General features: G+C 64.8%; 13 protein-coding genes. 8 read left to right on the top strand and 5 right to left on the bottom strand.

Going from position 1 to position 21,285, the window contains the following annotated elements:
• Positions 1 to 93: 93 nt before the first annotated feature.
• Positions 94 to 1,047, bottom strand: coding sequence for a histone deacetylase family protein (locus AWB81_RS13930; protein WP_062636238.1), 954 nt, complete (start codon positions 1,045 to 1,047; stop codon positions 94 to 96).
• A gap of 312 nt (positions 1,048 to 1,359) precedes the next feature.
• Between AWB81_RS13930 and AWB81_RS13925 the strand changes: the two genes are divergently transcribed.
• Positions 1,360 to 1,935, top strand: a complete 576-nt coding sequence (locus tag AWB81_RS13925) for a phasin family protein (protein ID WP_062636235.1) — start codon at positions 1,360 to 1,362, stop codon at positions 1,933 to 1,935.
• A gap of 207 nt (positions 1,936 to 2,142) precedes the next feature.
• On the opposite strand, the gene lpdA is transcribed toward AWB81_RS13925, so the two are convergent.
• The 3 genes from lpdA to aceE all read right to left on the bottom strand — a co-directional run bounded on the left by lpdA (position 2,143) and on the right by aceE (position 8,770).
• Positions 2,143 to 4,218: a dihydrolipoyl dehydrogenase gene (lpdA, locus tag AWB81_RS13920; RefSeq protein WP_087134977.1), complete on the bottom strand. Its 2,076-nt coding sequence runs from the start codon at positions 4,216 to 4,218 to the stop codon at positions 2,143 to 2,145.
• A gap of 109 nt (positions 4,219 to 4,327) precedes the next feature.
• Positions 4,328 to 5,977, bottom strand: coding sequence for a dihydrolipoyllysine-residue acetyltransferase (gene aceF / locus AWB81_RS13915; protein WP_062636233.1), 1,650 nt, complete (start codon positions 5,975 to 5,977; stop codon positions 4,328 to 4,330).
• An 87-nt stretch (positions 5,978 to 6,064) separates the two neighbouring features.
• Positions 6,065 to 8,770, bottom strand: a complete 2,706-nt coding sequence (aceE, locus tag AWB81_RS13910) for a pyruvate dehydrogenase (acetyl-transferring), homodimeric type (RefSeq protein ID WP_062636231.1) — start codon at positions 8,768 to 8,770, stop codon at positions 6,065 to 6,067.
• A gap of 270 nt (positions 8,771 to 9,040) precedes the next feature.
• Here aceE and fixL point away from each other — a divergent pair, with 270 nt between their 5' ends.
• From fixL to AWB81_RS13875, 6 genes are all read left to right on the top strand, one after another.
• Positions 9,041 to 11,569, top strand: coding sequence for an oxygen sensor histidine kinase FixL (gene fixL / locus AWB81_RS13905; RefSeq protein ID WP_062636229.1), 2,529 nt, complete (start codon positions 9,041 to 9,043; stop codon positions 11,567 to 11,569).
• Entirely contained in the window at positions 11,566 to 12,204 is a 639-nt protein-coding gene (gene fixJ / locus AWB81_RS13900; RefSeq protein ID WP_062636227.1) for an oxygen response regulator transcription factor FixJ, read from the top strand. Before fixL ends, fixJ begins: the two co-directional genes overlap by 4 nt.
• A 507-nt stretch (positions 12,205 to 12,711) precedes the next feature.
• Positions 12,712 to 14,136 (top strand): DUF3300 domain-containing protein, encoded by a 1,425-nt coding sequence (locus tag AWB81_RS13890; RefSeq protein ID WP_374730487.1) that lies wholly within the window; start codon positions 12,712 to 12,714, stop codon positions 14,134 to 14,136.
• 67 nt (positions 14,137 to 14,203) lie between these two features.
• Positions 14,204 to 15,154, top strand: a complete 951-nt coding sequence (locus AWB81_RS13885; RefSeq protein WP_062636223.1) for a DUF2950 domain-containing protein — start codon at positions 14,204 to 14,206, stop codon at positions 15,152 to 15,154.
• Between the two features lie 381 nt (positions 15,155 to 15,535).
• Positions 15,536 to 16,405 carry a bifunctional methylenetetrahydrofolate dehydrogenase/methenyltetrahydrofolate cyclohydrolase FolD gene (gene folD / locus AWB81_RS13880; RefSeq protein WP_062636221.1) on the top strand — a complete coding sequence of 290 codons (870 nt, stop codon included), beginning with the start codon at positions 15,536 to 15,538 and terminating at the stop codon, positions 16,403 to 16,405.
• A gap of 154 nt (positions 16,406 to 16,559) precedes the next feature.
• Positions 16,560 to 18,701 (top strand): M3 family metallopeptidase, encoded by a 2,142-nt coding sequence (locus tag AWB81_RS13875; RefSeq protein WP_062636220.1) that lies wholly within the window; start codon positions 16,560 to 16,562, stop codon positions 18,699 to 18,701.
• A gap of 53 nt (positions 18,702 to 18,754) precedes the next feature.
• On the opposite strand, the gene AWB81_RS13870 is transcribed toward AWB81_RS13875, so the two are convergent.
• The gene (locus AWB81_RS13870; protein ID WP_062636218.1) at positions 18,755 to 20,029 is read right to left on the bottom strand and encodes an amidohydrolase family protein; all 1,275 of its coding nucleotides are present in this window, start codon (positions 20,027 to 20,029) and stop codon (positions 18,755 to 18,757) included.
• A gap of 235 nt (positions 20,030 to 20,264) precedes the next feature.
• On the opposite strand from AWB81_RS13870, the gene AWB81_RS13865 reads away from it, so the two are divergent.
• Complete coding sequence (locus tag AWB81_RS13865; protein ID WP_143753656.1) at positions 20,265 to 21,251, top strand: toll/interleukin-1 receptor domain-containing protein; 987 nt, start codon at positions 20,265 to 20,267, stop codon at positions 21,249 to 21,251.
• Positions 21,252 to 21,285: the final 34 nt, after the last annotated feature.

The raw sequence follows: 21,285 nt of genomic DNA, 5'->3' as shown, positions 1-21,285 counted from the left end.
ACGGCTGGAACGCCTGTTGCCGTTCGGCAACGCGCGTTTCGACTAAGTCCAAATGTTAACGTTCCTTGAACAATTTAGGTTTACGGCGGCATCCTAAAAAAGTGCTGCGCTCGGATTTTGCTGCCTCTGGCGCCGTGAGCAGGCCGCCGCCGCAAGCTGGATCGTCTGCAAGTGAACATCGACCGTATCGTCGATATCGCGGCCATAACCGCCCGCCATCGTGATCGCGACCGGCAGCTCACGCGCCACGGCGGCGTCGAAGACGAGGCGGTCGCGGCGCGCTAGGCCGTCCAGGCTCAGCGCCAGGCGGCCCAGCCGGTCGCCCTTGTGCGGATCGGCGCCCGCTAGGTAGATGATCAGCGCAGGCTCGCAGCGTTCGAACATCGTCGCAAGCGCGCGCGAAAGCGCGTCGGCGTAGGTGTCGTCGTCGCAGCCGTCGGGCAGCGCCACGTCGAGATCGCTCGCCTCCTTGGCGAACGGATAGTTCGATTCGCCATGTAGCGAGAGCGTGAACACGCTCGGGTCGTCGCGGAAAATCGCGGCGGTGCCGTTGCCCTGATGCACATCGAGATCGACGATCGCGATCTGTGCACGCGCCCCTTTGCCGCCCTTCTCGCGCGCTTCGGCCTGCATGGCGCGGGCGGCGACGGCGGCGTCGTTGAACACGCAAAAGCCCGCGCCGTGCGCCGCATACGAATGATGCGTGCCGCCGGCGAGATTTACCGCGAAGCCGTCGACGCACGCGGCGCGGCACGCGGCGATCGTCGCGCCGACCGAGCGGCGTGAACGCTCCACCATTTCAGGCGACCACGGAAAACCGATTTCGCGCTGCTCGCGCACATCGAGCGCTCCGGTCGCGACCCGTTCGACATAGCCCGCGCAATGTATGCGTGTGAGTTCGGTGTCGCTGGCGATCGGCGCTTCGTGCAGCGCGACATCGCGCAACTCCGCTGCGACACGTTCGCGCAGCAGGCGATATTTCTGCATAGGAAAGCGGTGACCGCCAGGTAAGGGCAACACGAAACGGTCACTATAGAATGCTCTCATCTAGTCCCAACCCTCTTCTCTGACGCCCGATCGTAGCTCGGAATCGTCCTGTACGCCTTGTCTTGTCTTGGTGCATACGGGTTTTCCCGGATATCCAGCACGCCGCTCACCTCACATGTAAGTCGTTGTTTAAACAAATGATTACTCTTTTTGTGCAGCGCACAAAAAGAACTTGACTACCATCAGAATTTGGCTAAAATGGGTTCCATGTTGCGACGCACCAATAGTTGTTGCTTCATTCGGTAGCCGGATTCCCGGTGTCCGCCACAAAACCACGACCCGCGATCAAGGGTCGAATTTCAGGAGTGTGAGATGACCCTGTTGACCCCCGAGCAAGTCGCCGCCGCGCAAAAAGCCAACTTCGACACCCTGTTCGGCCTCACGAACAAGGCATTTGAAGGCATCGAAAAGCTGGTCGAGCTGAACCTGCAAGTCGTGAAGTCGACGCTGGCCGAAAGCCAGGAAAACACGCAGCGCGCCCTGTCGGTGAAGGACGCGCAGGAACTGCTCTCGCTGCAAGCCAGCCTGACGCAGCCGGTCGCTGAGAAGGTTCTGTCGTACGGCCGTCACCTGTATGAAATCGCATCGGCCACGCAAGCTGAATTCGCCCGTGTTGCTGAAGCACAGTACGAAGAGCAAAACCGCAAGGTGCAGACGCTCGTCGACAACGTCGCGAAGAACGCACCGGCAGGTTCGGAAACGGCTGTCGCCGTGATGAAGTCGGCCATCACCGCCGCCAACACCACGTACGAAACGGTTCACAAGGCAACGAAGCAAGCCGTCGAAATCGCTGAAAGCAACTTCAACGCAGCCGCTACGGCCGCCACGAAGGCTGCTACACAAGCGACGGAACAAGCTTCGCGCGTCGCGAAGAAGTCGGTTGCCTAAGGTTCTTGCGTGAAAGACCGATCGGCTGGCTAGTTCGCCCGCCGGTTGCGCAGACCTCGGTACCAGAAAAACCGCGCTCGATTCGAGCGCGGTTTTTTTTCGTCTGTCGGATAGGTACCGTCGCTCACCAGGCACGCCACAAAAAAAACGGCGCACCCCGGGAAAGGGTGCGCCGCTCGTCGCGACACTCACGACAACCGCCGCCGCTTACTTCTTGCGCTGCGGCGGCAGGTCGGTACAGACGCCTTCGTACAGCTCCGCCGCCATGCCGATGGATTCGCCGAGCGTCGGATGCGGATGGATCGTCTTGCCGATATCCGTCGCGTCCGCGCCCATCTCGACCGCGAGACACACTTCGCTGATCAGGTCGCCCGCATTCAGCCCGACGATACCGCCGCCGATCACGCGATGCGTTTCCTCGTCGAAAATCAGCTTCGTGAAGCCTTCGTCGCGGCCGTTGGCGATCGCGCGGCCGGAAGCGGCCCACGGGAACACCGCCTTGCCGTACTTGATGCCCTGCGCCTTGCACTCGTCTTCCGTCTTGCCGGCCCAGGCCACTTCCGGATCGGTGTAGGCCACCGACGGAATCTGCAGCGCGTCGAAGTACGCCTTTTCGCCGTGCGCCGCTTCCGCCGCGACGTGGCCTTCGTGGACGGCCTTGTGCGCGAGCATCGGCTGGCCGACGAGATCGCCGATCGCGTAGATGTTCTCGACGTTGGTGCGCATCTGCTTGTCGACGTTGATGAAGCCGCGCTCCGTCACCGCGACGCCCGCCTTGTCCGCACTGATCTTGCCGCCGTTCGGGCTGCGCCCGACCGCGACCAGCACGAGGTCATAGCGCTGCGCATCGGCCGGCGCCTTCTCGCCCTCGAACGACACGTAGATGCCGTCGGCCTTGGCTTCGGCCTTGGTCGTCTTGGTCTTGAGCATGACGTTCGCGAAGCGCTTCGCGTTGTACTTCTCCCAGACCTTCACGAGATCGCGGTCGGCGCCCGTCATCAGGCCGTCGAGCATTTCAACGACGTCGATTTCCGAGCCGAGCGCCGCGTACACGGTCGCCATTTCGAGCCCGATGATCCCGCCGCCCACCACCAGCATGCGCTTCGGAATCTGGCGCAGCTCCAGCGCGCCGGTCGAATCGACGACGCGCGGATCTTCCGGCATGAATGGCAGCTTCACGGCCTGCGAGCCCGCCGCGATGATCGCCTTCGCGAACTTCACGACCTTCTTGCCGTCGGCGGTTTCGACTTCCATGTGATTCGGGTCGACGAAGTTGCCGACGCCCGTCACCACCTGCACCTTGCGCGCCTTCGCCATGCCTCCGAGGCCGCCCGTCAGCTTCTTGACGACGCCTTCCTTGAAGCCGCGCAGTTTGTCGAGATCGACCGACGGCGCGCCGAAAGTAATGCCGTGATGTTCGAGCGCCTTGGCTTCGTCGAACACGAGCGCCGTGTGCAGGAGCGCCTTCGACGGAATGCAGCCGACGTTCAGGCACACGCCGCCGAGCGTCGCGTAACGCTCGACGAGCACGGTCTTCATGCCGAGGTCGGCCGAGCGGAACGCGGCGGAATAGCCGCCGGGACCAGCGCCGAGCACGAGCATGTCGCACTCGATGTCGGCGGTACCCGAGTAGCTGCCGGCCTTCGGCGCGGGCGCGGCGGCTTTCTCGGCCGGCTGCGGCGCTGCGCTCTGCGGCTTGGCCGGCGTTTCGCTCACGCCGCCGCCCGAGCCTTCGAGCGTCAGGATGACGACGCCTTCCGACACGTTGTCGCCGACCTTGACCTTCAGTTCCTTGACCGTGCCGGCAGCCGGCGACGGCACGTCCATCGTCGCCTTGTCGGATTCGAGCGTGATGAGCGACTGTTCTTTTTCGACCGTATCGCCCGGTTTCACATGCACTTCGATGACCGGGATGTCGCTGAAGTCGCCAATGTCCGGCACCTTCACTTCCTGCGTGCCGCCACCCGCGGCCTTCGGCGCGGCCGGCTTCGCGGCGGAGGCGGGCTCGGCGGATTTGGCGGCCGGCGCGGCAGCCGCGCCCGCCCCGGCCGTCTCGATCATCGCGATGACCGAGCCCTGCGAGACCTTGTCGCCCGCCTTGACCTTGACTTCCTTGATGGTGCCCGCGACGTCGGCCGGCACTTCCATCGTGGCCTTGTCGGTTTCGAGCGTGATGACGCCTTGTTCTTTTTCGATGGCGTCGCCGGCCTTGATATTGACTTCGATGACATCGACGTCAGTGAAGTCGCCGATATCGGGTACTTTTAGTTCGACGAGACTCATGTTGTCCCCTAAGAATTGTGCGGAGAGAACCGGGCTTCAGGCGAAGCGGCCGGTTCCTTCGTCGGCGGATGACAGGCGATGCCGCTCGTGAAAGCGGCATCGCACGGGATCAAAGAATCACCCGACGGAAATCCGCCAGAATCCCCGACAAGTACGCGTTGAAGCGCGCAGCCTCGGCCCCGTCGATGACGCGATGGTCATACGAGAGCGAAAGCGGCAGCGTCAGGCGCGGCACGAACTGCTTGCCGTCCCAGACGGGCCTCATCGCGCCGCGCGACAACCCGAGAATCGCCACTTCGGGCGCGTTGATGATCGGCGTGAAGTTCGTCCCGCCGATCCCGCCGAGCGACGAAATCGAGAAGCAGCCGCCTTGCATCTGATCGGGCTTGAGCTTGCCGTCGCGCGCCGCCTTCGACAGGTCCGCCATTTCCTTCGCGATGTCGAGCAGGCCCTTCTTGTCGCAATCGCGGATGACCGGGACCATCAGCCCGTTCGGCGTATCCGCGGCGAAACCGACGTGGTAGTACTGCTTGAACACGAGGTTGTCGCCGTCGAGGCTCGCGTTGAAGGTCGGGAATTTCTTCAGCGCCGACACCACGGCCTTGATGACGAACGCGAGCATCGTGATCTTGATGCCGGCCTTTTCGTTTTCCTTGTTCAGCTTCACGCGCAGCGCTTCGAGTTCGGTGATGTCCGCTTCGTCGTTGTTCGTGACGTGCGGGATCATGACCCAGTTGCGATGCAGGTTCGCGCCCGAAATCTTCTTGATGCGCGAAAGCGGCTTCGGATCGACCGGGCCGAACTTCGTGAAATCGACCTTCGGCCATGGCAGCAAACCAAGTTCGCCGCCGCCACCGCCAGCCGGCGCAGCCGCTGCCGCCGGCGCCTTGCCCTGGCCTGTCATCACGCCCTTCACAAACGCGGTGATGTCGCCCTGCGTGATGCGTCCCTTCGGACCGGAACCCGTGACGCGCGACACATCGACGCCCAGTTCGCGCGCGAACTTGCGCACCGAAGGCGACGCGTGGCTCGACGTGTGCGTGCCGTCGCCGGCAGGCATGACAGGCGCCTGCGCGAGCGCGGACGGCGCTTCCTTCTGCGGAGCGGGCTTGGCCGGCGCGTCGGACGGCGCTTCGGCCTTTGGCGCTTCCTGTTTCGCGGCGGGCGCGACCGGCGCGGCAGCACCGCCGCCGCTTTCCAGCACGACGATCAGCGTGCCCTCCGAAACAGTGTCGCCGAGCTTGACCTTCAGTTCCTTGACGGTGCCGGCCGCGGGAGACGGCACGTCCATCGTGGCCTTGTCGGATTCGAGCGTGATGAGCGACTGCTCCTTCTCGACCTTGTCGCCGACCTTCACCGCGATCTCGATGACCGGGATATCCGTGAAGTCGCCGATATCCGGCACTTTCACCTCGACGGTGCCGCCGCCCGCCGCGGCAGCGGGCGCCGCCGCAGCAGCCGGAGCGGCTTCCTGCTTGGCCGGCGCGGCCTTGGGCGCTTCGGGAGCAGCGCCATTGGCGCCGCCTTCGAGCACGACGATCAACGAGCCTTCCGACACGTTGTCGCCCACCTTGACCTTCACTTCCTTGACGGTGCCCGCGGCTGAACTGGGGACGTCCATCGTGGCTTTGTCGGATTCGAGCGTGACGAGCGACTGCTCTTTCTCGACGACATCGCCCGCCTTCACCAGCACCTCGATCACGGGGATGTCCGTGAAATCGCCGATGTCCGGCACTTTGACTTCGATCGCTTGACTCATTATTAGTGTCTCCTGGGTTGCACGACACATCCTCCCCGCTTTTGGGCTCGGGGAGGATGCGCCTTCACAACGCTCGGGGGCGATGCCTTAGACGGTCATCGGGTTGGGTTTGGACGGGTCGAGGTTGTACTTCTTGATCGCCTCGCCGACGACCTTGCGCTCGATCGTGCCTTCGTCCGCGAGCGCGTTGAGCGCCGCGACCGTGACCCAGTAGCGGTCGACTTCGAAGAAGTGGCGCAGCGCCTCGCGCGTGTCCGAGCGGCCGAAGCCGTCGGTGCCGAGCACCACGAATTTCTGCGGCACGTACGCGCGGATCTGGTCGACGAGCGCGCGGATGTAGTCCGTCGACGCAATGACCGGACCCGGCGCATCCTTCAGCAACTTCGTGACGTGCGCGACCTTCTTCTCTTCCGTCGGATGCAGCAGGTTGTAGCGCTCGACGGCCTGGCCTTCGCGGGCCAGTTCCGTGAAGCTCGGCACGCTCCAGAGGTCGGCGGCGACGCCCCAGTCGCTCTTCAGCAGTTCGGCGGCGGCGATCACTTCGTTGAAGATCGTGCCTGCACCCATCAGCTGGACACGCGGCGCCTTCTTGTCGGCTTCGGCCTTCCTGAACGAGTACATGCCCTTGATGATGTCGGCGGCCACGTTTTCCAGACCCGCACCTTCGGGAATCGCCGGATGTTCGTAGTTCTCGTTCATCACGGTGATGTAGTAGTACACGTCCTCCTGGTCCGCGACCATGCGGCGCAGGCCGTCCTGCATGATCACCGCGAGTTCGTAGCCGAACGTCGGGTCATAGCTCACGCAGTTCGGAATCGATGCCGCCCAGAGGAGCGAATGGCCGTCTTCGTGCTGCAGGCCTTCGCCGTTCAACGTCGTGCGACCGGCCGTGCCGCCCAGCAGGAAGCCGCGCGAACGCATGTCGCCCGCTGCCCATGCCAGGTCGCCAATGCGCTGGAAGCCGAACATCGAATAGAAGATGTAGAACGGGATCATGATCTCGCCGTGCGTCGAATACGACGTCGCGGCCGCGATCCAGTCACACATGCCACCGGCTTCGTTGATGCCTTCCTGCAGGATCTGCCCGGTTTCCGATTCGCGATAGAACATCAACTGGTCGGAGTCTTCCGGCACGTACTTCTGGCCTTCCTGGTTCCAGATGCCGATCTGGCGGAAGAGACCTTCCATGCCGAAAGTGCGCGATTCGTCAGGGACGATCGGCACGATGCGCTTGCCGAGCGCCTTGTCCTTCAGCAGGATGTTCAGCACGCGCACGAACGCCATCGTCGTGGAGATCTCGCGGCCCGGGCCCGTGCCCTTCAGCACCGGCTCGAACGCCGACAGTTCCGGCACCGGCAGCGACTCGGCCTTCTCGCGACGCGTCGGCAGGTAGCCACCCAGGTCCTGGCGGCGGGCGCGCATGTATTCGAGTTCCTTCGAGCCTTCCTCGAAGGTGAGATACGGCACGTCCTCGATCTTGTCGTCGGGAATCGGCAGGCGGAACTGGTCGCGGAATTTCTTCAGCGTCTCGATCGGCAGCTTCTTCTGCTGGTGCGTGATGTTCATCGCCTGGCCGTGCTCGCCCATGCCGTAGCCCTTGATGGTCTTGGCAAGGATGACGGTCGGCGAGCCCTTCGCCTTCTGCGCCTGATCGTATGCGGCGTAGATCTTGTGCGGATCATGGCCGCCGCGGTTCAGGTTCCAGATGTCCTCGTCGGACCAGTCGGCGACGAGCGCCTTCAGTTCCGCCGTGTTGAAGAAGTGCTCGCGCACGAACGCACCCGACTCCGACTTGTACGTCTGGTATTCGCCGTCGACGACTTCCATCATCCGGCGCATCAGCGCGCCAGTCTTGTCGCGTGCGAAGAGCGCGTCCCAGCGGCTGCCCCAGATCACCTTGACCACGTTCCATCCGGCGCCGCGGAACTCGCTTTCCAGTTCCTGGATGATCTTGCCGTTGCCGCGCACCGGGCCATCGAGACGCTGCAGGTTGCAGTTGATCACGAAGACGAGGTTGTCGAGCCGCTCGCGGCCGGCCATGCCGATCGCACCGAGCGATTCCGGTTCGTCGGTTTCGCCGTCGCCGAGGAAGGCCCAGACCTTGCGGCCTTCGGTCTTCGCGATGCCGCGTGCTTCCATGTACTTCATGAAGCGCGCCTGGTAGATCGCCATGATCGGGCCGAGGCCCATCGAGACGGTCGGGAACTGCCAGAAGTCCGGCATCAGCCACGGGTGCGGATACGACGAGATGCCCTCGCCGCCCACTTCCTGGCGGAAGTTGTTCAGTTGCTTCTCGGTCAGGCGCCCGAGCAGGAACGCACGCGAGTACACGCCCGGCGACGAGTGGCCCTGCACGAACACGAGGTCGCCGCCATGTTCCTTCGACGGTGCGTGCCAGAAGTGGTTGAAGCCGACGTCGTAGAGCGTCGCGGCCGAAGCGAACGACGCGATGTGGCCGCCGACGTTCGTGTCCTTGCCGGCGCGCAGCACCATCGCGATGGCGTTCCAGCGGGTGTACGAGCGGATGCGGTGTTCGATGTCCTGGTCGCCGGGAATCTTCGACTGATTGGCGACGGGAATCGTGTTGATGTAGGGAGTGTTGGCGGAAAACGGCAGGTGCTCGCCGTGTACGCGGGCGAATTCGATTTGCTTTTCGATCAGGTAGTGCGCGCGATCAGGGCCCACTGCCGAAATCACGCCGTCTAGCGCTTCGAGCCACTCGGCGGTTTCCTGGGGATCGTCGTCGTTGGCGTTGGCGACATATTTCAGAACTTCGTCGGGTACAGCGGACATGCTCGTCTCCTGATTTGAGGAACGCTCTATGAACAGACATCACGCGCCATACGGCGCCGGCCGCGTGCGGCAATTCTAAAGAGGGTCCGGACAAACACGCAAGGAATTTTTCAAATCATGAGAGTGAATCTCATAATACGAAAAATTGCTGCAACGCACCGTCGGTGAAGGCTTTTCTGATAGACGTTTCGCTCCCTTGCGACCATTTGAAGGCGGTTTCCCGCCTTTTTACGCCATTTAACAATCAAACGCTGCGTTACAATTGCCGCCATGTTGACCGATCGGCTTTTCGCACGTTCGGCGAAGTCGTCGCGCAAGCCGACAGACTCGTCGCCGTCCCGCTGGCACCACGGACCGTGGTGGTCGAACTCCTATTTACTGACGCCGCTCATCTCGATTCTGGTCTTTCTGGTCGTGATGAGCCTGATTCTCTGGAGTCTCAACCGGCGCGAACAGCAGCAGCAGGAAGACACGCTGTACCGCAATGTCGCGTGGGCCCAGCAGCAGATTCGTCTTTCCATGACCGGAGCGCAAGAACAGATTCAGGCGCTCGCCCGCGACATCGCCACCGGACACGGCGATCCGCAGACTTTCCAGACCTCTTCCACCGACATCATGCAGGGTCATCCCGAGATCCTGTACATGAACTGGTACACGAGCGAGCATAAGCCCCGCTGGCCCAACACGCCGCTGCCGGTGCTGGGTTCCCGCCTCGCCAAGCCCAACGACACGCAGATGGACGAAGCCGTGCAGGCCTCGTTCGACGAGGCGCGCACGACGCGCCGCCAGATCTATTCGCCGCTTCTCTACGACGATCTCGGCAACGGCTACATCACGCTGCAGACGCCCGTGTTCCGCGACCGCGAGTTCATGGGCTCGATCGCGGCGGTGTTCTCGATCGAAGGCATCCTCAAGCACGACATTCCGAGCGAGCTGTCGGCGAAGTACAAGATTTCGATCACCGATCCGAACAACCGCGAGCTCGCCACCACGTCGAGCCGTCCGCGCCTGCCGCGCGACATGTTCTACGACCTGCCGCTCGATCCGCCGGGACAAGGTGTGTCGGTGCGCGTTTACTCGTATCCTCAACTCACGAACTTCACGAACAACACGCTCGTGTGGCTCGTGGCGGGCCTGTCGTGCTTCGTGCTGTGGAGCCTCTGGAGCCTCTGGAAGCACACGCGGCAGCGCTTCGAGGCACAGCAGGCGCTCTATGCCGAAGCGTTCTTCCGCCGCGCGATGGAAAATTCCGTGCTGATCGGCATGCGCGTGCTCGACATGCACGGGCGCATCACGCACGTGAATCCGGCGTTCTGCCGCATGACGGGCTGGGACGAAAGCGATCTCGTCGGCAAGACCAAGCCTTTTCCGTACTGGCCGCGCGACTCGTATCCCGAGATGCAGCGCCAGCTCGACATGACACTGCGCGGCAAGGCGCCCTCGTCCGGTTTCGAGCTGCGCGTGCGCCGCAAGGACGGGTCGTTTTTCCACGCGCGGCTCTACGTGTCGCCGCTCATCGACAGCTCCGGACGCCAGACCGGCTGGATGTCGTCGATGACGGACATCACCGAACCCAAGCGCGCGCGCGAGGAACTCGCCGCCGCGCACGAGCGCTTCACGACGGTGCTCGAAAGCCTCGACGCGGCCGTGTCCGTGCTCGCCGCCGACGAAGCCGAACTGCTGTTCGCGAACCGCTATTACCGGCACCTCTTCGGCATCCGGCCCGACGGCCACCTGCAGCTCGCGGGCGGGGGGTTCGACGGCGCACAGACATCGCCCGACACGATCGACATGGTGGATACCTATGCGGGCCTGCCCGCCACCGCGCTCACGGAGAGCTCGGCGGACGCGCAGGAAGTCTATGTCGAAGGCATCCAGAAGTGGTTCGAAGTGCGGCGCCAGTACATCCAGTGGGTCGACGGCCATCTCGCGCAGATGCAGATCGCGACCGACATCACGCAACGCAAGCAGGCGCAGGAACTCGCGCATCAGCAGGAAGAGAAGCTGCAGTTCACGAGCCGACTGATGACGATGGGCGAGATGGCGTCGTCGCTCGCGCACGAGCTGAACCAGCCGCTCGCCGCGATCAACAACTACTGCTCGGGCTGCGTCGCGATGGTGAAGTCGGGCCGCATGACGCAGGAGAACCTCCTGCCCGTGCTCGAAAAGACCGCGCAGCAGGCCGTGCGCGCGGGCATGATCATCAAGCGCATCCGCGAGTTCGTGAAGCGCAGCGAGCCGAAGCGCCAGGCGACGCGCGTCGCCGATATCGTTGCCGATGCGGTCGGGCTCGCGGAGATCGAAGCGAGAAAGCGCAAGATCCGCATCCTGACCGAGATCCGCTCGCGCATGCCGGTGATCTACGTCGATCCGGTTCTGATCGAACAAGTATTGGTCAACCTGTTGAAAAACGCGGCCGAAGCGATGCATGATGCGAAACCGAACGCAGTGGATCCGGTGATTCGCGTGGTCGTGCAGCGCACCGACGGCAACTTCGTGTGCATCAGCGTCGTGGACCAGGGTCCGGGCGTCGACGAAGCCACCGCCGAGCGTCTCTTCGAACCGTTCTACAGCACCAAGTCCGACGGCATGGGCATGGGGCTGAATATTTGCCGTTCGATCATCGAATCGCATCGCGGACGCCTGTGGGTCGTGAACAACGTCGAGTCCGACGGCCACATCACGGGCGCCACGTTCCACTGCAGTCTGCCAATTGGAGAGTCCGACAGCCCGAGCAACGGCGGGCCGGACGCTCACAGTGAACAAACCAGACAACAAACCGTTACGGGAGAGCTATGAGCAGTCCAGTCACCACTCAGGAAACCGTCTTTGTCGTCGACGATGACGAAGCCGTGCGTGATTCTTTGCGCTGGCTGCTGGAAGCCAACGGCTATCGCGTGCAGTGCTTCGCGAGCGCGGAGAGTTTTCTCGACGTCTACCTGCCGATCGCGCATTCGGGCGCGATCGCGTGCCTGATCCTCGACGTGCGGATGTCGGGCATGACCGGCCTCGAACTGCAGGAGAAGCTGATCGCCGAGAACTCGCTGCTGCCGATCATCTTCGTGACCGGGCACGGCGACGTGCCGATGGCCGTCTCGACGATGAAAAAAGGCGCGATGGACTTCATCGAAAAGCCGTTCGACGAAGCCGAACTGCGCAAGCTGGTCGAGCGCATGCTGGAGAAGGCGCGCAGCGAGAGCACGAGCGTCCAGCAGCAGCGTGCGGCCGCCGAGCGTCTCGGCAAACTCACGGCGCGCGAGCATCAGGTGCTCGAGCGGATCATCGCGGGGCGCCTGAACAAGCAGATCGCCGACGACCTCGGCATCAGCATCAAGACGGTGGAGGCGCATCGCGCGAACATCATGGAGAAGCTGAGCGTCAACACGGTCGCCGACCTGCTGAGACTCGCGCTCTCCAACAAGCCCCAGCAATGAGCCTGCGCGCCCGCGGCTGAATCCAGCCGCCGGGCGCTCGCCGGTCGCTTTACCGCACGCGCGCCGGATCGTCGATATCCGGCGCGCTCCATAGGGCCGCACGTCGTCCCGGCCCGCCTCGTCCCCTCCGCTTTCCCTCCTTCGCACAAGTTCCCGCGTTTTCAGAAACGTGGTATTGCTTCTGTCACGTTGACATGGAATGTCTACGGCCATTTAAATAGCCCAACCGAAACCACCGGAACCCGTTATGCGCGACAAGGCGTCAAGCAACGTCCTGGATCGGCAGGCAGGCTGCAGTGACCTCTGCGTTACGTTATTCCGCCCGCCTGGTCGGGCGGGCGCTTCCATCCGGCTCTCGCGCCGCGCGCCGGGCCTCATCCACCCTGCTCGTCAAACGCCCTTTCCGATTCTTTCGCCGCACGGCGGCCTCGTCCGGTTCCCGGCGATGCCCGTCCTGGCGGTCTTGTCATCGGCTGTCGCCCTGGCGGCCGCCCGGAGGACCCGATCGTGAATCGATACCGGAACGACGCATCGGCACAGCGCGTGTCCGATGCCTGCCCAACCTCGCGCACCCTCCTGCTGTGCGCAGCGCTCCTCGCGGGGCCGTTCTTCGCCGTCCACGCGCCGCCCGCCTTCGCGCAGGCGCAGACGAGCGCGCCCGCTGCGGCGAAGCTCTCCAACCAGCAACTCGATTCGCTGACGGCACCCGTCGCGCTCTATCCCGACGCGCTGCTCGCGCAGGTGCTGATGGCGTCGACCTACCCGTCGGAAGTGAGCGCGGCGGCGGCGTGGTCGAGTTCGCACACGAACCTGAAGGGCGACGACGCCGTGAAGGCAGTCGCTTCCGAGCCGTGGGACCCGAGCGTGCAATCGCTCGTGGCGTTCCCGCAGGTGCTCGCGACGATGGCCTCGAAGCCCGACTGGACGACGCAGCTCGGCAACGCCTTCCTCGCGCAGCCGAACGACGTGATGGACTCCGTGCAGCGCCTGCGCCGCGCGGCGCAGACGGCCGGCAACCTGAAGTCGAACGAGCAGCAGAAGGTGGTCGTCGAGCAGAGCACGATCCAGATCCAGCCGACCAGCACGCAGGTCGTCTACGTGCCGACCTACAACCCGACGGTCGTCTACGGCACCTGGCCTTATCCTGCGTATCCGCCCGTCTATGTGCCGCCGCCGCCCGGGTATGCGATCGCGTCGGGTTTCGCGGCGGGGATCGCGTTTGGCGCGGGGATCGCCGTGACAAACGCGCTGTGGGGCGGCTTCAACTGGAACAACCACGACGTCAATGTGAACGTCAATCGCTATAACAACATCAACGTCAACAACCGCATCAACGCGAACAACACGACCGCGCGCTGGAATCGCAACGATCCGCAGTTCAACCGCAACAACGCGAATCTGAGCAACCGGCAGAACAACGTCAATGCGGCCAACGCCGGCGCCAATCGCGACCAGTTCCGCGGCCGCGACGATCCGCGCGCGCAGGCGCGCCAGACGCTGCAAACGCGTACCGGCCAGGACGTGAGCGGCTCGGCGAGCCAGCGCGTGCAGGACATCAAGCAGGGCGGCAATCGCACCGGCGCGGGCGGCGCAAATCGCGCCGACGTGCAGCAGCGCGCGCAGGGCGTGAATCGCGACAACGCGTTGCGCGGAGCCGGCGACGGCGACGCCGCGCGGCGTGACACGCAGCGCGGCCAGGCGAGCCGCGAATCGCTCGCGAACCGCGGCGGCGGAGGCGGTGGACACGGGGCGGGCGGGGCCGGCGTTCAGCACGGTGGTGGCGGCGGTGGATTCGGCGCCGGTGGCGGCGGCGTCCACCGCGGAGGTGGTGGTGGCGGAGGAGGCGGAGGAGGCGGAGGAGGCGGAGGAGGCGGATTTGGCGGAGGCGGACGCGGCGGTGGCGGCGGCGGGCACGGCATGCATCGCCGGTAACCGCGCACGGCCGCGCTGCCTCACGCGTGCTTCACGTTTTGACGCAATCAGCTTCAGGAGCCCAGCAATGACTCAACTTTCCTTCATCGTCCCGTCCGGGGCCCTTCGCGCGCGCGTCGCGGCGTGGGTCACCGCGATCGGCGTGCTCGGCACGTTCGCGGCCGCCCCCGTGCTGCTGATCGCCACGCCGGCGGCTCACGCACAGTCGACTTACCAGAGCCCGGACGCCGCAGCCGAAGCGTTCACCGACGCCATCGCGAGAAACGATCACGACGCCCTGCGTCAGGTGCTCGGCAAGGACTTCGGCCGCTTCATCCCGACCGACAACATCGGCGAGCAGGACATCTACGATTACCTCGGCGCGTGGGCGAAGCAGCATCGCATCGTCAACGATGCCGCGCCGCTCGGCGGACAGGCGAGCGCGCACGTCGAAGTCGGCGACAGCGGCTGGACGCTGCCGATCCCGCTCGTGCAGCGCGCAAAGGGCTGGCAGTTCGACCTGCCCGCCGCGCGCGACGAGATCACGACGCGGCGCATCGGCCGCAACGAGCATTCGGCGATGCTCTCCGCGCTCGGCTACGTCGATGCCCAGCAGGATTACCAGAAGCAGCAGCAGCACTACGCGCAGCGATTCGTGAGCACGCCGGGCAAGCGCGACGGCCTCTACTGGGACAGCGCGCCCGGCGAGCCGGAGAGCCCGCTCGGGCCCCTCGCCGCGACGATGCCGAACCACACCCTGCCCGCCGACGCCTATCACGGCTATCACTTCAAGATCCTCACGGCGCAAGGTCCGCACGCGAAAGGCGGCGCCGCAAGCTACGTGAGCGGCGGCGAGATGTCGAAGGGCTTCGGTCTCGTCGCGTGGCCGGCGCAATACGGCAAGTCCGGCGTGATGACGTTCATCGTCAATCAGGACGGTCAGGTCTACCAGAAGAACCTGGGACCGTCGACGGCGACAGCCGCTGCCGCCCTGCGCCAGTTCGATCCCGACGACAGCTGGCAGCCGGTCTCGCCCTGAAACCGTCGGACGCTGCAAAGTTGTCGCGCAGGACGAGCGAGGCCCGCCGCCGGGCCTCGCCGGGCAAGACGCCAGCCCGAAGCGGTATAATTTCGCTCTTTCCATCAGCGCCGTCCCAATCGATTTCCGGGCACGGGTTCGAGCGGTTGTGAGCCGGTTGCAAAGCGCGCCGTTCAGGGCGTGAGCATCGCCGATCGCTCCGGCCACGCCGCGTTTCAACCGGCGCCTGTCCGCAAAACTTGCGGAGCCGCCCCAGGCCGCGCCCGAACGCGACCCGAACCCCGCCGCCCATAGTCGAAACCGTCGCCACGAAAGGCGCCCAAGCGCACGCCGCGAAAGCCGCCCGCATCACACCACTTGCCTACTCTCGACCGATTTGCCATGACTGCCCAACTCATCGACGGCACCGCCCTGTCCAAGAAACTCCGTACCGATGTCGCCACCCGCGCCGCCGCCCTCACCGCCCGCGGGCACCAGCCGGGCCTGGCCGTCGTGCTGGTCGGCGACAATCCGGCGAGCGAAGTCTACGTGCGCAACAAGGTGAAGGCATGCCAGGACAACGGCCTCTCCTCGGTGTTCGACCGCTTTCCCGCGTCGCTCTCCGAAGCCGACCTGCTCGCCCATATCGAAACGCTCAACCGCAATCCGGCGATCCACGGCATTCTCGTGCAGCTGCCGCTGCCCGCGCACATCGACAGCCACAAGGTCATCGAGGCGATCGCCCCGGAAAAGGACGTCGACGGCTTTCACGTCGCCAATGCGGGCGCGCTTCTGACCGGCAAGCCGCTCTTTCGCCCGTGCACGCCGTATGGCGTGATGAAAATGTTCCAGGAGTACGCGATCGACCTGAAGGGCGCGAACGCGGTCGTGATCGGGCGTTCCAATATCGTCGGCAAGCCGATGGCGCTGCTGTTGCTCGAAGCCGGCGCGACCGTCACGATCTGCCATAGCAAGACGCGCGACCTCGCCGCGCACACGAGGAACGCGGATGTGGTCGTCGCGGCGGTCGGCAAGCGTAACGTGCTCAGCGCCGAGATGGTGAAGCCGGGCGCGACGGTGATCGACGTCGGCATGAACCGCGACGAGGCGGGCAAGCTCTGCGGCGACGTCGATTTCGCGGGCGTGCGGGAAGTGGCCGGCTTCATCACGCCGGTGCCGGGCGGCGTCGGCCCGATGACGATCACGATGCTGCTCGTCAACACGATCGAGGCGGCCGAGCGCGCGGCGCAACGGCAGGCACAGGCGATTTGAGCGGCGGCGCGCTGCGCCTGCGCATCGCATCAATCGCGTCCGTAGGGACAATCGATTTGAGATTTGCTCTCATCACCCCAATAATCGGGCTGTAGCCACGAAAGAACACGGCCGGGCGTCCGCGCCCTGCCCCTTACACGAGACCGGGAGAGCCATGAGCGACACCACGTTAGCCACGTCAGCGGATCAGGCCAATCCGCCCAACCCGCTGCTCGATTTCTCCGACTTGCCGCGTTTCGGCGAGATCAAACCCGAACACGTGACGCCCGCGCTCGACGAACTGCTCGCCGCAGCGAAGGCCGCCGTCGAGCACGCGAGCGCGCCCGCCACGCCCGCCACCTGGAAAGACATCGTCCAGTCCGTCGAATCGGCTTCCGAGCAGCTGTCGCGCGCGTGGAGCGTCGCGGGGCATCTGAACGCCGTCGCCGATACGCCCGAGCTGCGCGCCGTCTACGGCGAAAACCTGCCGCGCGTGACCGAATTCTGGGCGAGCGTCGGCCAGAATCTCGCGCTCTACGAAAAATACAAGGCGATCGCAGCCGGCGACGAGTTCGCCACGCTCTCACCGGAACGCAAGAAGATCCTCGAAAACTCCCTGCGCGATTTCCGCCTGTCAGGCGCCGAACTGCCCGAGGACCGCAAGCCGCGCTTCGCGCAGTTGCAGGAAGAACAGGCGGCGCTGTCGAAGGGCTTCTCCGACCACGTCCTCGATGCCACCAACGCGTTCGCCCATTTCGTCACGAACGAGCGCGAACTCGCGGGACTGCCGGAAGACGTAGTCCAGGCGGCGCGCGAAGCCGCGCAGAAGGACGGCAAGGACGGCTGGAAGTTCACGCTGCACTTCCCGTCGTATTTCCCGGTGATGCAATACGCCGAACACCGCCCGCTGCGCGAGGCGATGTATCGCGCCTACGTGACGCGCGCGTCCGAGCTCGGCCCGATGTACGGCGACGGCAAGGCCGAATGGGACAACACCGCGAACGTCGCCGAGAACCTGAAGCTGCGCGCCGAAGAAGCGCATACGCTCGGCTACCAGAACTTCGCGGAAGTATCGCTGGCGCCGAAGATGGCCGAGTCGCCCGCGCAGGTGATCGCATTCCTCGAAGACCTCGCAAAGCGCGCGCGTCCGCACGCCGAAAACGACTGGATGGAACTGCGCGCATTCGCCGCGACCGAACTCGGCATGCCCGAGCTGCTGCCGTGGGACGCGACCTTCGCTGCCGAGCGCCTGCGCCAGCAGCGCTATTCGTTCTCGGAAAACGAGGTGAAGCAGTACTTCCCGCAGGAAGCGGTGTTGAAGGGCCTATTCAAGGTCACGGAGACGCTCTTCGGCGTGGCGATCCGCCGTGACGAAGCGGCCGTCTGGCATCCGGACGTGCGCTTTTTCCGCGTCGAGAACAAGGACGGCTCGCTCGTCGCACAGTTCTATCTCGACCTGTACGCGCGCGAAGGCAAGCGCGGCGGCGCCTGGATGGACGATGCGCGTTCGCGTCACAAGCTCGCGGGCGGCAACGTGCAGACGCCCGTCGCGTACCTGACGTGCAACTTCTCCGCGCCCGTCGGCGGGAAGCCGGCGTGCTTCACACACGACGAAGTCATCACGCTCTTCCACGAGTTCGGACACGGGCTGCATCACATGCTGACGCGCATCGATGAAATGGGCGTGTCGGGCATCAACGGCGTGGAGTGGGATGCTGTCGAACTGCCGTCGCAGTTCATGGAAAACTTCTGCTGGGAGTGGGACGTCCTCACCGACATGTCCGCGCACGTCGAAACCGGCGCGCCGCTGCCGCGCGAGCTCTTCGACAAAATGCTCGCCGCGAAGAATTTCCAGAGCGGCCTCGGCACGCTGCGGCAGATCGTCTTCTCGATGTTCGACATGGTGCTGCACACGTCCTACGACCCGTCGCGCGACGAAGGCAAGAGCGTCAACGACGTCGCCCGCGAGATCAACGAGAAGTTCCATGTGGTGCCGCAGGCGCCGTTCTCGCGCTGGCCGAACACGTTCAGCCACATTTTCGCGGGCGGATATTCAGCGGGCTACTACAGCTACAAGTGGGCGGAAGTGCTGTCGGCGGATGCGTATGCGGCCTTCGAGGAAGCGGCGAAATTGTCGAACCGCTCGGTGCTCGATGCCGAGACGGGCGTGCGGTACCGCCGCGAGATTCTCGAAGTGGGCGGCAGCCGGCCCGCGATGGAATCGTTCAAGGCGTTTCGCGGGCGGGAGCCGAACATCGACGCCCTCCTGCGCCATAACGGCATGACGGCGGACGCGGTGCATCTGCGCGTCGACTGATCTTCGTTGCAGACTCGCAGTGACACAAAGGCCCTTTCGAGGGCCTTTGTTTTTTAGCGTTCGAGCCTGAAGTTCACTCCCGCCGGCCGCCCTTCCAGCGCGAGGCTCGCGCGCATCGAAGGCGAGCGGCTCACCACCTTGCCGCGCCGGATCACCGCCGTGCGCGCGGCGCGCAGCCGGATCGCCTCGACCGGATCGCGCGCGTCGAGCACGACGCAGTCCGCGTTGCAGCCCACTTCGATCCCGTAGCCTTCGATCCCGAGAATGCGCGCGGGCGTCGTTGTCACCGCATCGAACGCGGCGCGCATGCCGTCGATGCCCGTCATCTGCGCGACGTGCAGTCCCATATGCGCGACTTCGAGCATGTCGCCGGAGCCGAGGCTGTACCACGGGTCCATCACGCAGTCGTGACCGAACGCGACATCGACGCCCGCCGCCAGCAGCTCCGGCACGCGCGTCATGCCACGCCGTTTCGGATAGGTGTCGGAGCGGCCCTGCAGCGTGATGTTGATGAGCGGATTCGCGATCGCCGCGACGCCCGATTCGCGCATCAGCGGAATCAGCTTGCTGACGTAGTAGTTGTCCATCGAATGCATCGACGTGAGATGCGAGCCCGTCACGCGTCCCTGCAAGCCGAGACGATGTGTTTCGGCAGCCAGCGTTTCGATGTGGCGCGACATCGGGTCGTCGCTTTCGTCGCAATGCATGTCGACGCGCAGGCCCCTCTCTGCCGCGAATTCGCACAGCAGTTTCACCGACGCCGCGCCGTCCGCCATCGTGCGTTCGAAATGCGGAATTCCGCCGACGACGTCGACGCCGAGCGCGATCGCGCGCTTCAGGTTCTCGAACGCGCCCGCGCTGCGCAACACGCCGTCCTGCGGAAACGCGACGAGTTGCAAGTCGAGATACGGCTTCACGCGACGCTTCACTTCGAGCAGCGCCTCGACGGCAAGCAGGCGCGGGTCGCATACGTCGACGTGCGAGCGGATCGCGAGCAGGCCGCGCGCGACGGCCCAGTCGCAATACTGCATCGCGCGCTCGACGAGCGCTTCCTGCGTCAGCTCGGGCTTCAGTTCGCCCCAGAGCGCGATGCCTTCGAGCAGCGTCCCCGACGCGTTCACGCGCGGCAGGCCGTAGGAGAGCGTCGCGTCCATGTGGAAGTGCGCGTCGACGAAAGGCGCGGTGACGAGCGAACCGTCCGCGTCGATCTCTTCGCGTGCGGTGGCCGAGAGGCGCGGCTCGATCGCAGCGATGCGGCCGGCTTCTATCCCAATGTCGACTGCATCGCGGGAACGGGCGAGCGCGGCGCGGCGGATTATGAGGTCCATTGGCGATTCCTTTGGCGTGCGGAGACTTGAGTATGGTCCGTTCAGATGATTGTAGCGGGACAGAAAATGCGTGCACGCTGGCGGGCGTGACATATACAAAGCGGCCCGGTCGATGGGCTTCGAAGAACGCGACCCGCAGCAGCGGCGCTTCGGTTCGGTGATAGAGTCGGAGAGGAACCCGTGCTCTTCGCGCGCCCGGCAGGTCAGGCAGGCCGTTCTGGAGGACTTCACCGTCATGACAGCCGTTCTCGTCCTGAACCGTCTCTCTCAGGCCCGCGACGCGGGGACTTTCCACGAGTTCTGGTCCCACGTGGGCAACGATCAGTGGGCCGACTGGGGCCTGCTGTTCCACGAAGCGACGGACTGGTCGCTGCCCGGGGTGCCCGTGCCCGCGCAAGCCGTCGATGACGAACAGTGGACGGCCCTGCGCGCGCTGGTTCAGGCCGCGGCCGCTGCCGTTGAAAAAATGAACGAGCATCTCAAGGACGCAGACCCGGCGGTCAGGGAGAGCGTGTGCGACGCCGCGCAACGATTCAAGGATGCAGCCGACCGCGAAGACCGGGGCGATGTCTACCGGACCGTCGCGGAGTCGATCTTCAACACGGTGCTGATCTGGGCCACGCTCGGACGGAAGGCAGCCGGACTCGGGGAGTCGCGCCTCTTCGACGTCATTCAGCTTCAACCGCCGCCGGTACTCGACTCAACGCCGTACGACGTGTTCGTGAGTTACAAGACCCGGCGGCACGCCGACCGCGCGCACCAGCTCGCGACGTATCTGAAGGCTCAGGGATACGCAGTCTGGTTCGACGAATTCGTTCTCGGCAAGCGTGCCGACCGCGCCGTGCCCTGGGACCACGCTCATCTGGAGACGATGCTGCGCAACGCCGTCGAGCACTCGCGCTGCACGGTGGTCTTCGAAGCCACATTGCATTCCGTGGTTCCCGGTCCCGGCCGCACCGCAGCCGATGTGGTGTCGGACGGCCACGGGATGATCGGACCGGGCGGCGACCTCGTGTCGCGCGACTGGCACGTCGTCGAAGTGATGGCGACGCAGCGCGGGCTGGCGATCCACCCGAACAAGGTGGCGGTGTTCGACATAGCGGCCGGCAAGGAGGCGCGATTCCTTGCCTGCGAACGGGAAGAAGACGTTGCCGCGACCGTGCGCAAAGGCCTTACGCTGCTCGGCATCGAGCCGCCGGACGCGTCGCCGCAACCTGCCTAGCCCGCGCACGGCAATCCCTTCGACGCGAATCGCC

It is taken from the genome of Caballeronia arationis (assembly GCF_001544975.2).
Lineage (GTDB): Bacteria > Pseudomonadota > Gammaproteobacteria > Burkholderiales > Burkholderiaceae > Caballeronia > Caballeronia arationis.
This window is presented reverse-complemented; position numbering and strand designations above follow the sequence as displayed.

What these genes read in the sequence shown, in the direction of transcription:
- AWB81_RS13930 (WP_062636238.1), bottom strand. Translation starts at nt 1,047, where the DNA reads ATGAGAGCATTCTATAGTGACCGTTTCGTGTTGCCCTTACCTGGCGGT.
- AWB81_RS13925 (WP_062636235.1), top strand. Translation starts at nt 1,360, where the DNA reads ATGACCCTGTTGACCCCCGAGCAAGTCGCCGCCGCGCAAAAAGCCAAC.
- lpdA (WP_087134977.1), bottom strand. Translation starts at nt 4,218, where the DNA reads ATGAGTCTCGTCGAACTAAAAGTACCCGATATCGGCGACTTCACTGAC.
- aceF (WP_062636233.1), bottom strand. Translation starts at nt 5,977, where the DNA reads ATGAGTCAAGCGATCGAAGTCAAAGTGCCGGACATCGGCGATTTCACG.
- aceE (WP_062636231.1), bottom strand. Translation starts at nt 8,770, where the DNA reads ATGTCCGCTGTACCCGACGAAGTTCTGAAATATGTCGCCAACGCCAAC.
- fixL (WP_062636229.1), top strand. Translation starts at nt 9,041, where the DNA reads ATGTTGACCGATCGGCTTTTCGCACGTTCGGCGAAGTCGTCGCGCAAG.
- fixJ (WP_062636227.1), top strand. Translation starts at nt 11,566, where the DNA reads ATGAGCAGTCCAGTCACCACTCAGGAAACCGTCTTTGTCGTCGACGAT.
- AWB81_RS13885 (WP_062636223.1), top strand. Translation starts at nt 14,204, where the DNA reads ATGACTCAACTTTCCTTCATCGTCCCGTCCGGGGCCCTTCGCGCGCGC.
- folD (WP_062636221.1), top strand. Translation starts at nt 15,536, where the DNA reads ATGACTGCCCAACTCATCGACGGCACCGCCCTGTCCAAGAAACTCCGT.
- AWB81_RS13875 (WP_062636220.1), top strand. Translation starts at nt 16,560, where the DNA reads ATGAGCGACACCACGTTAGCCACGTCAGCGGATCAGGCCAATCCGCCC.
- AWB81_RS13870 (WP_062636218.1), bottom strand. Translation starts at nt 20,029, where the DNA reads ATGGACCTCATAATCCGCCGCGCCGCGCTCGCCCGTTCCCGCGATGCA.
- AWB81_RS13865 (WP_143753656.1), top strand. Translation starts at nt 20,265, where the DNA reads ATGACAGCCGTTCTCGTCCTGAACCGTCTCTCTCAGGCCCGCGACGCG.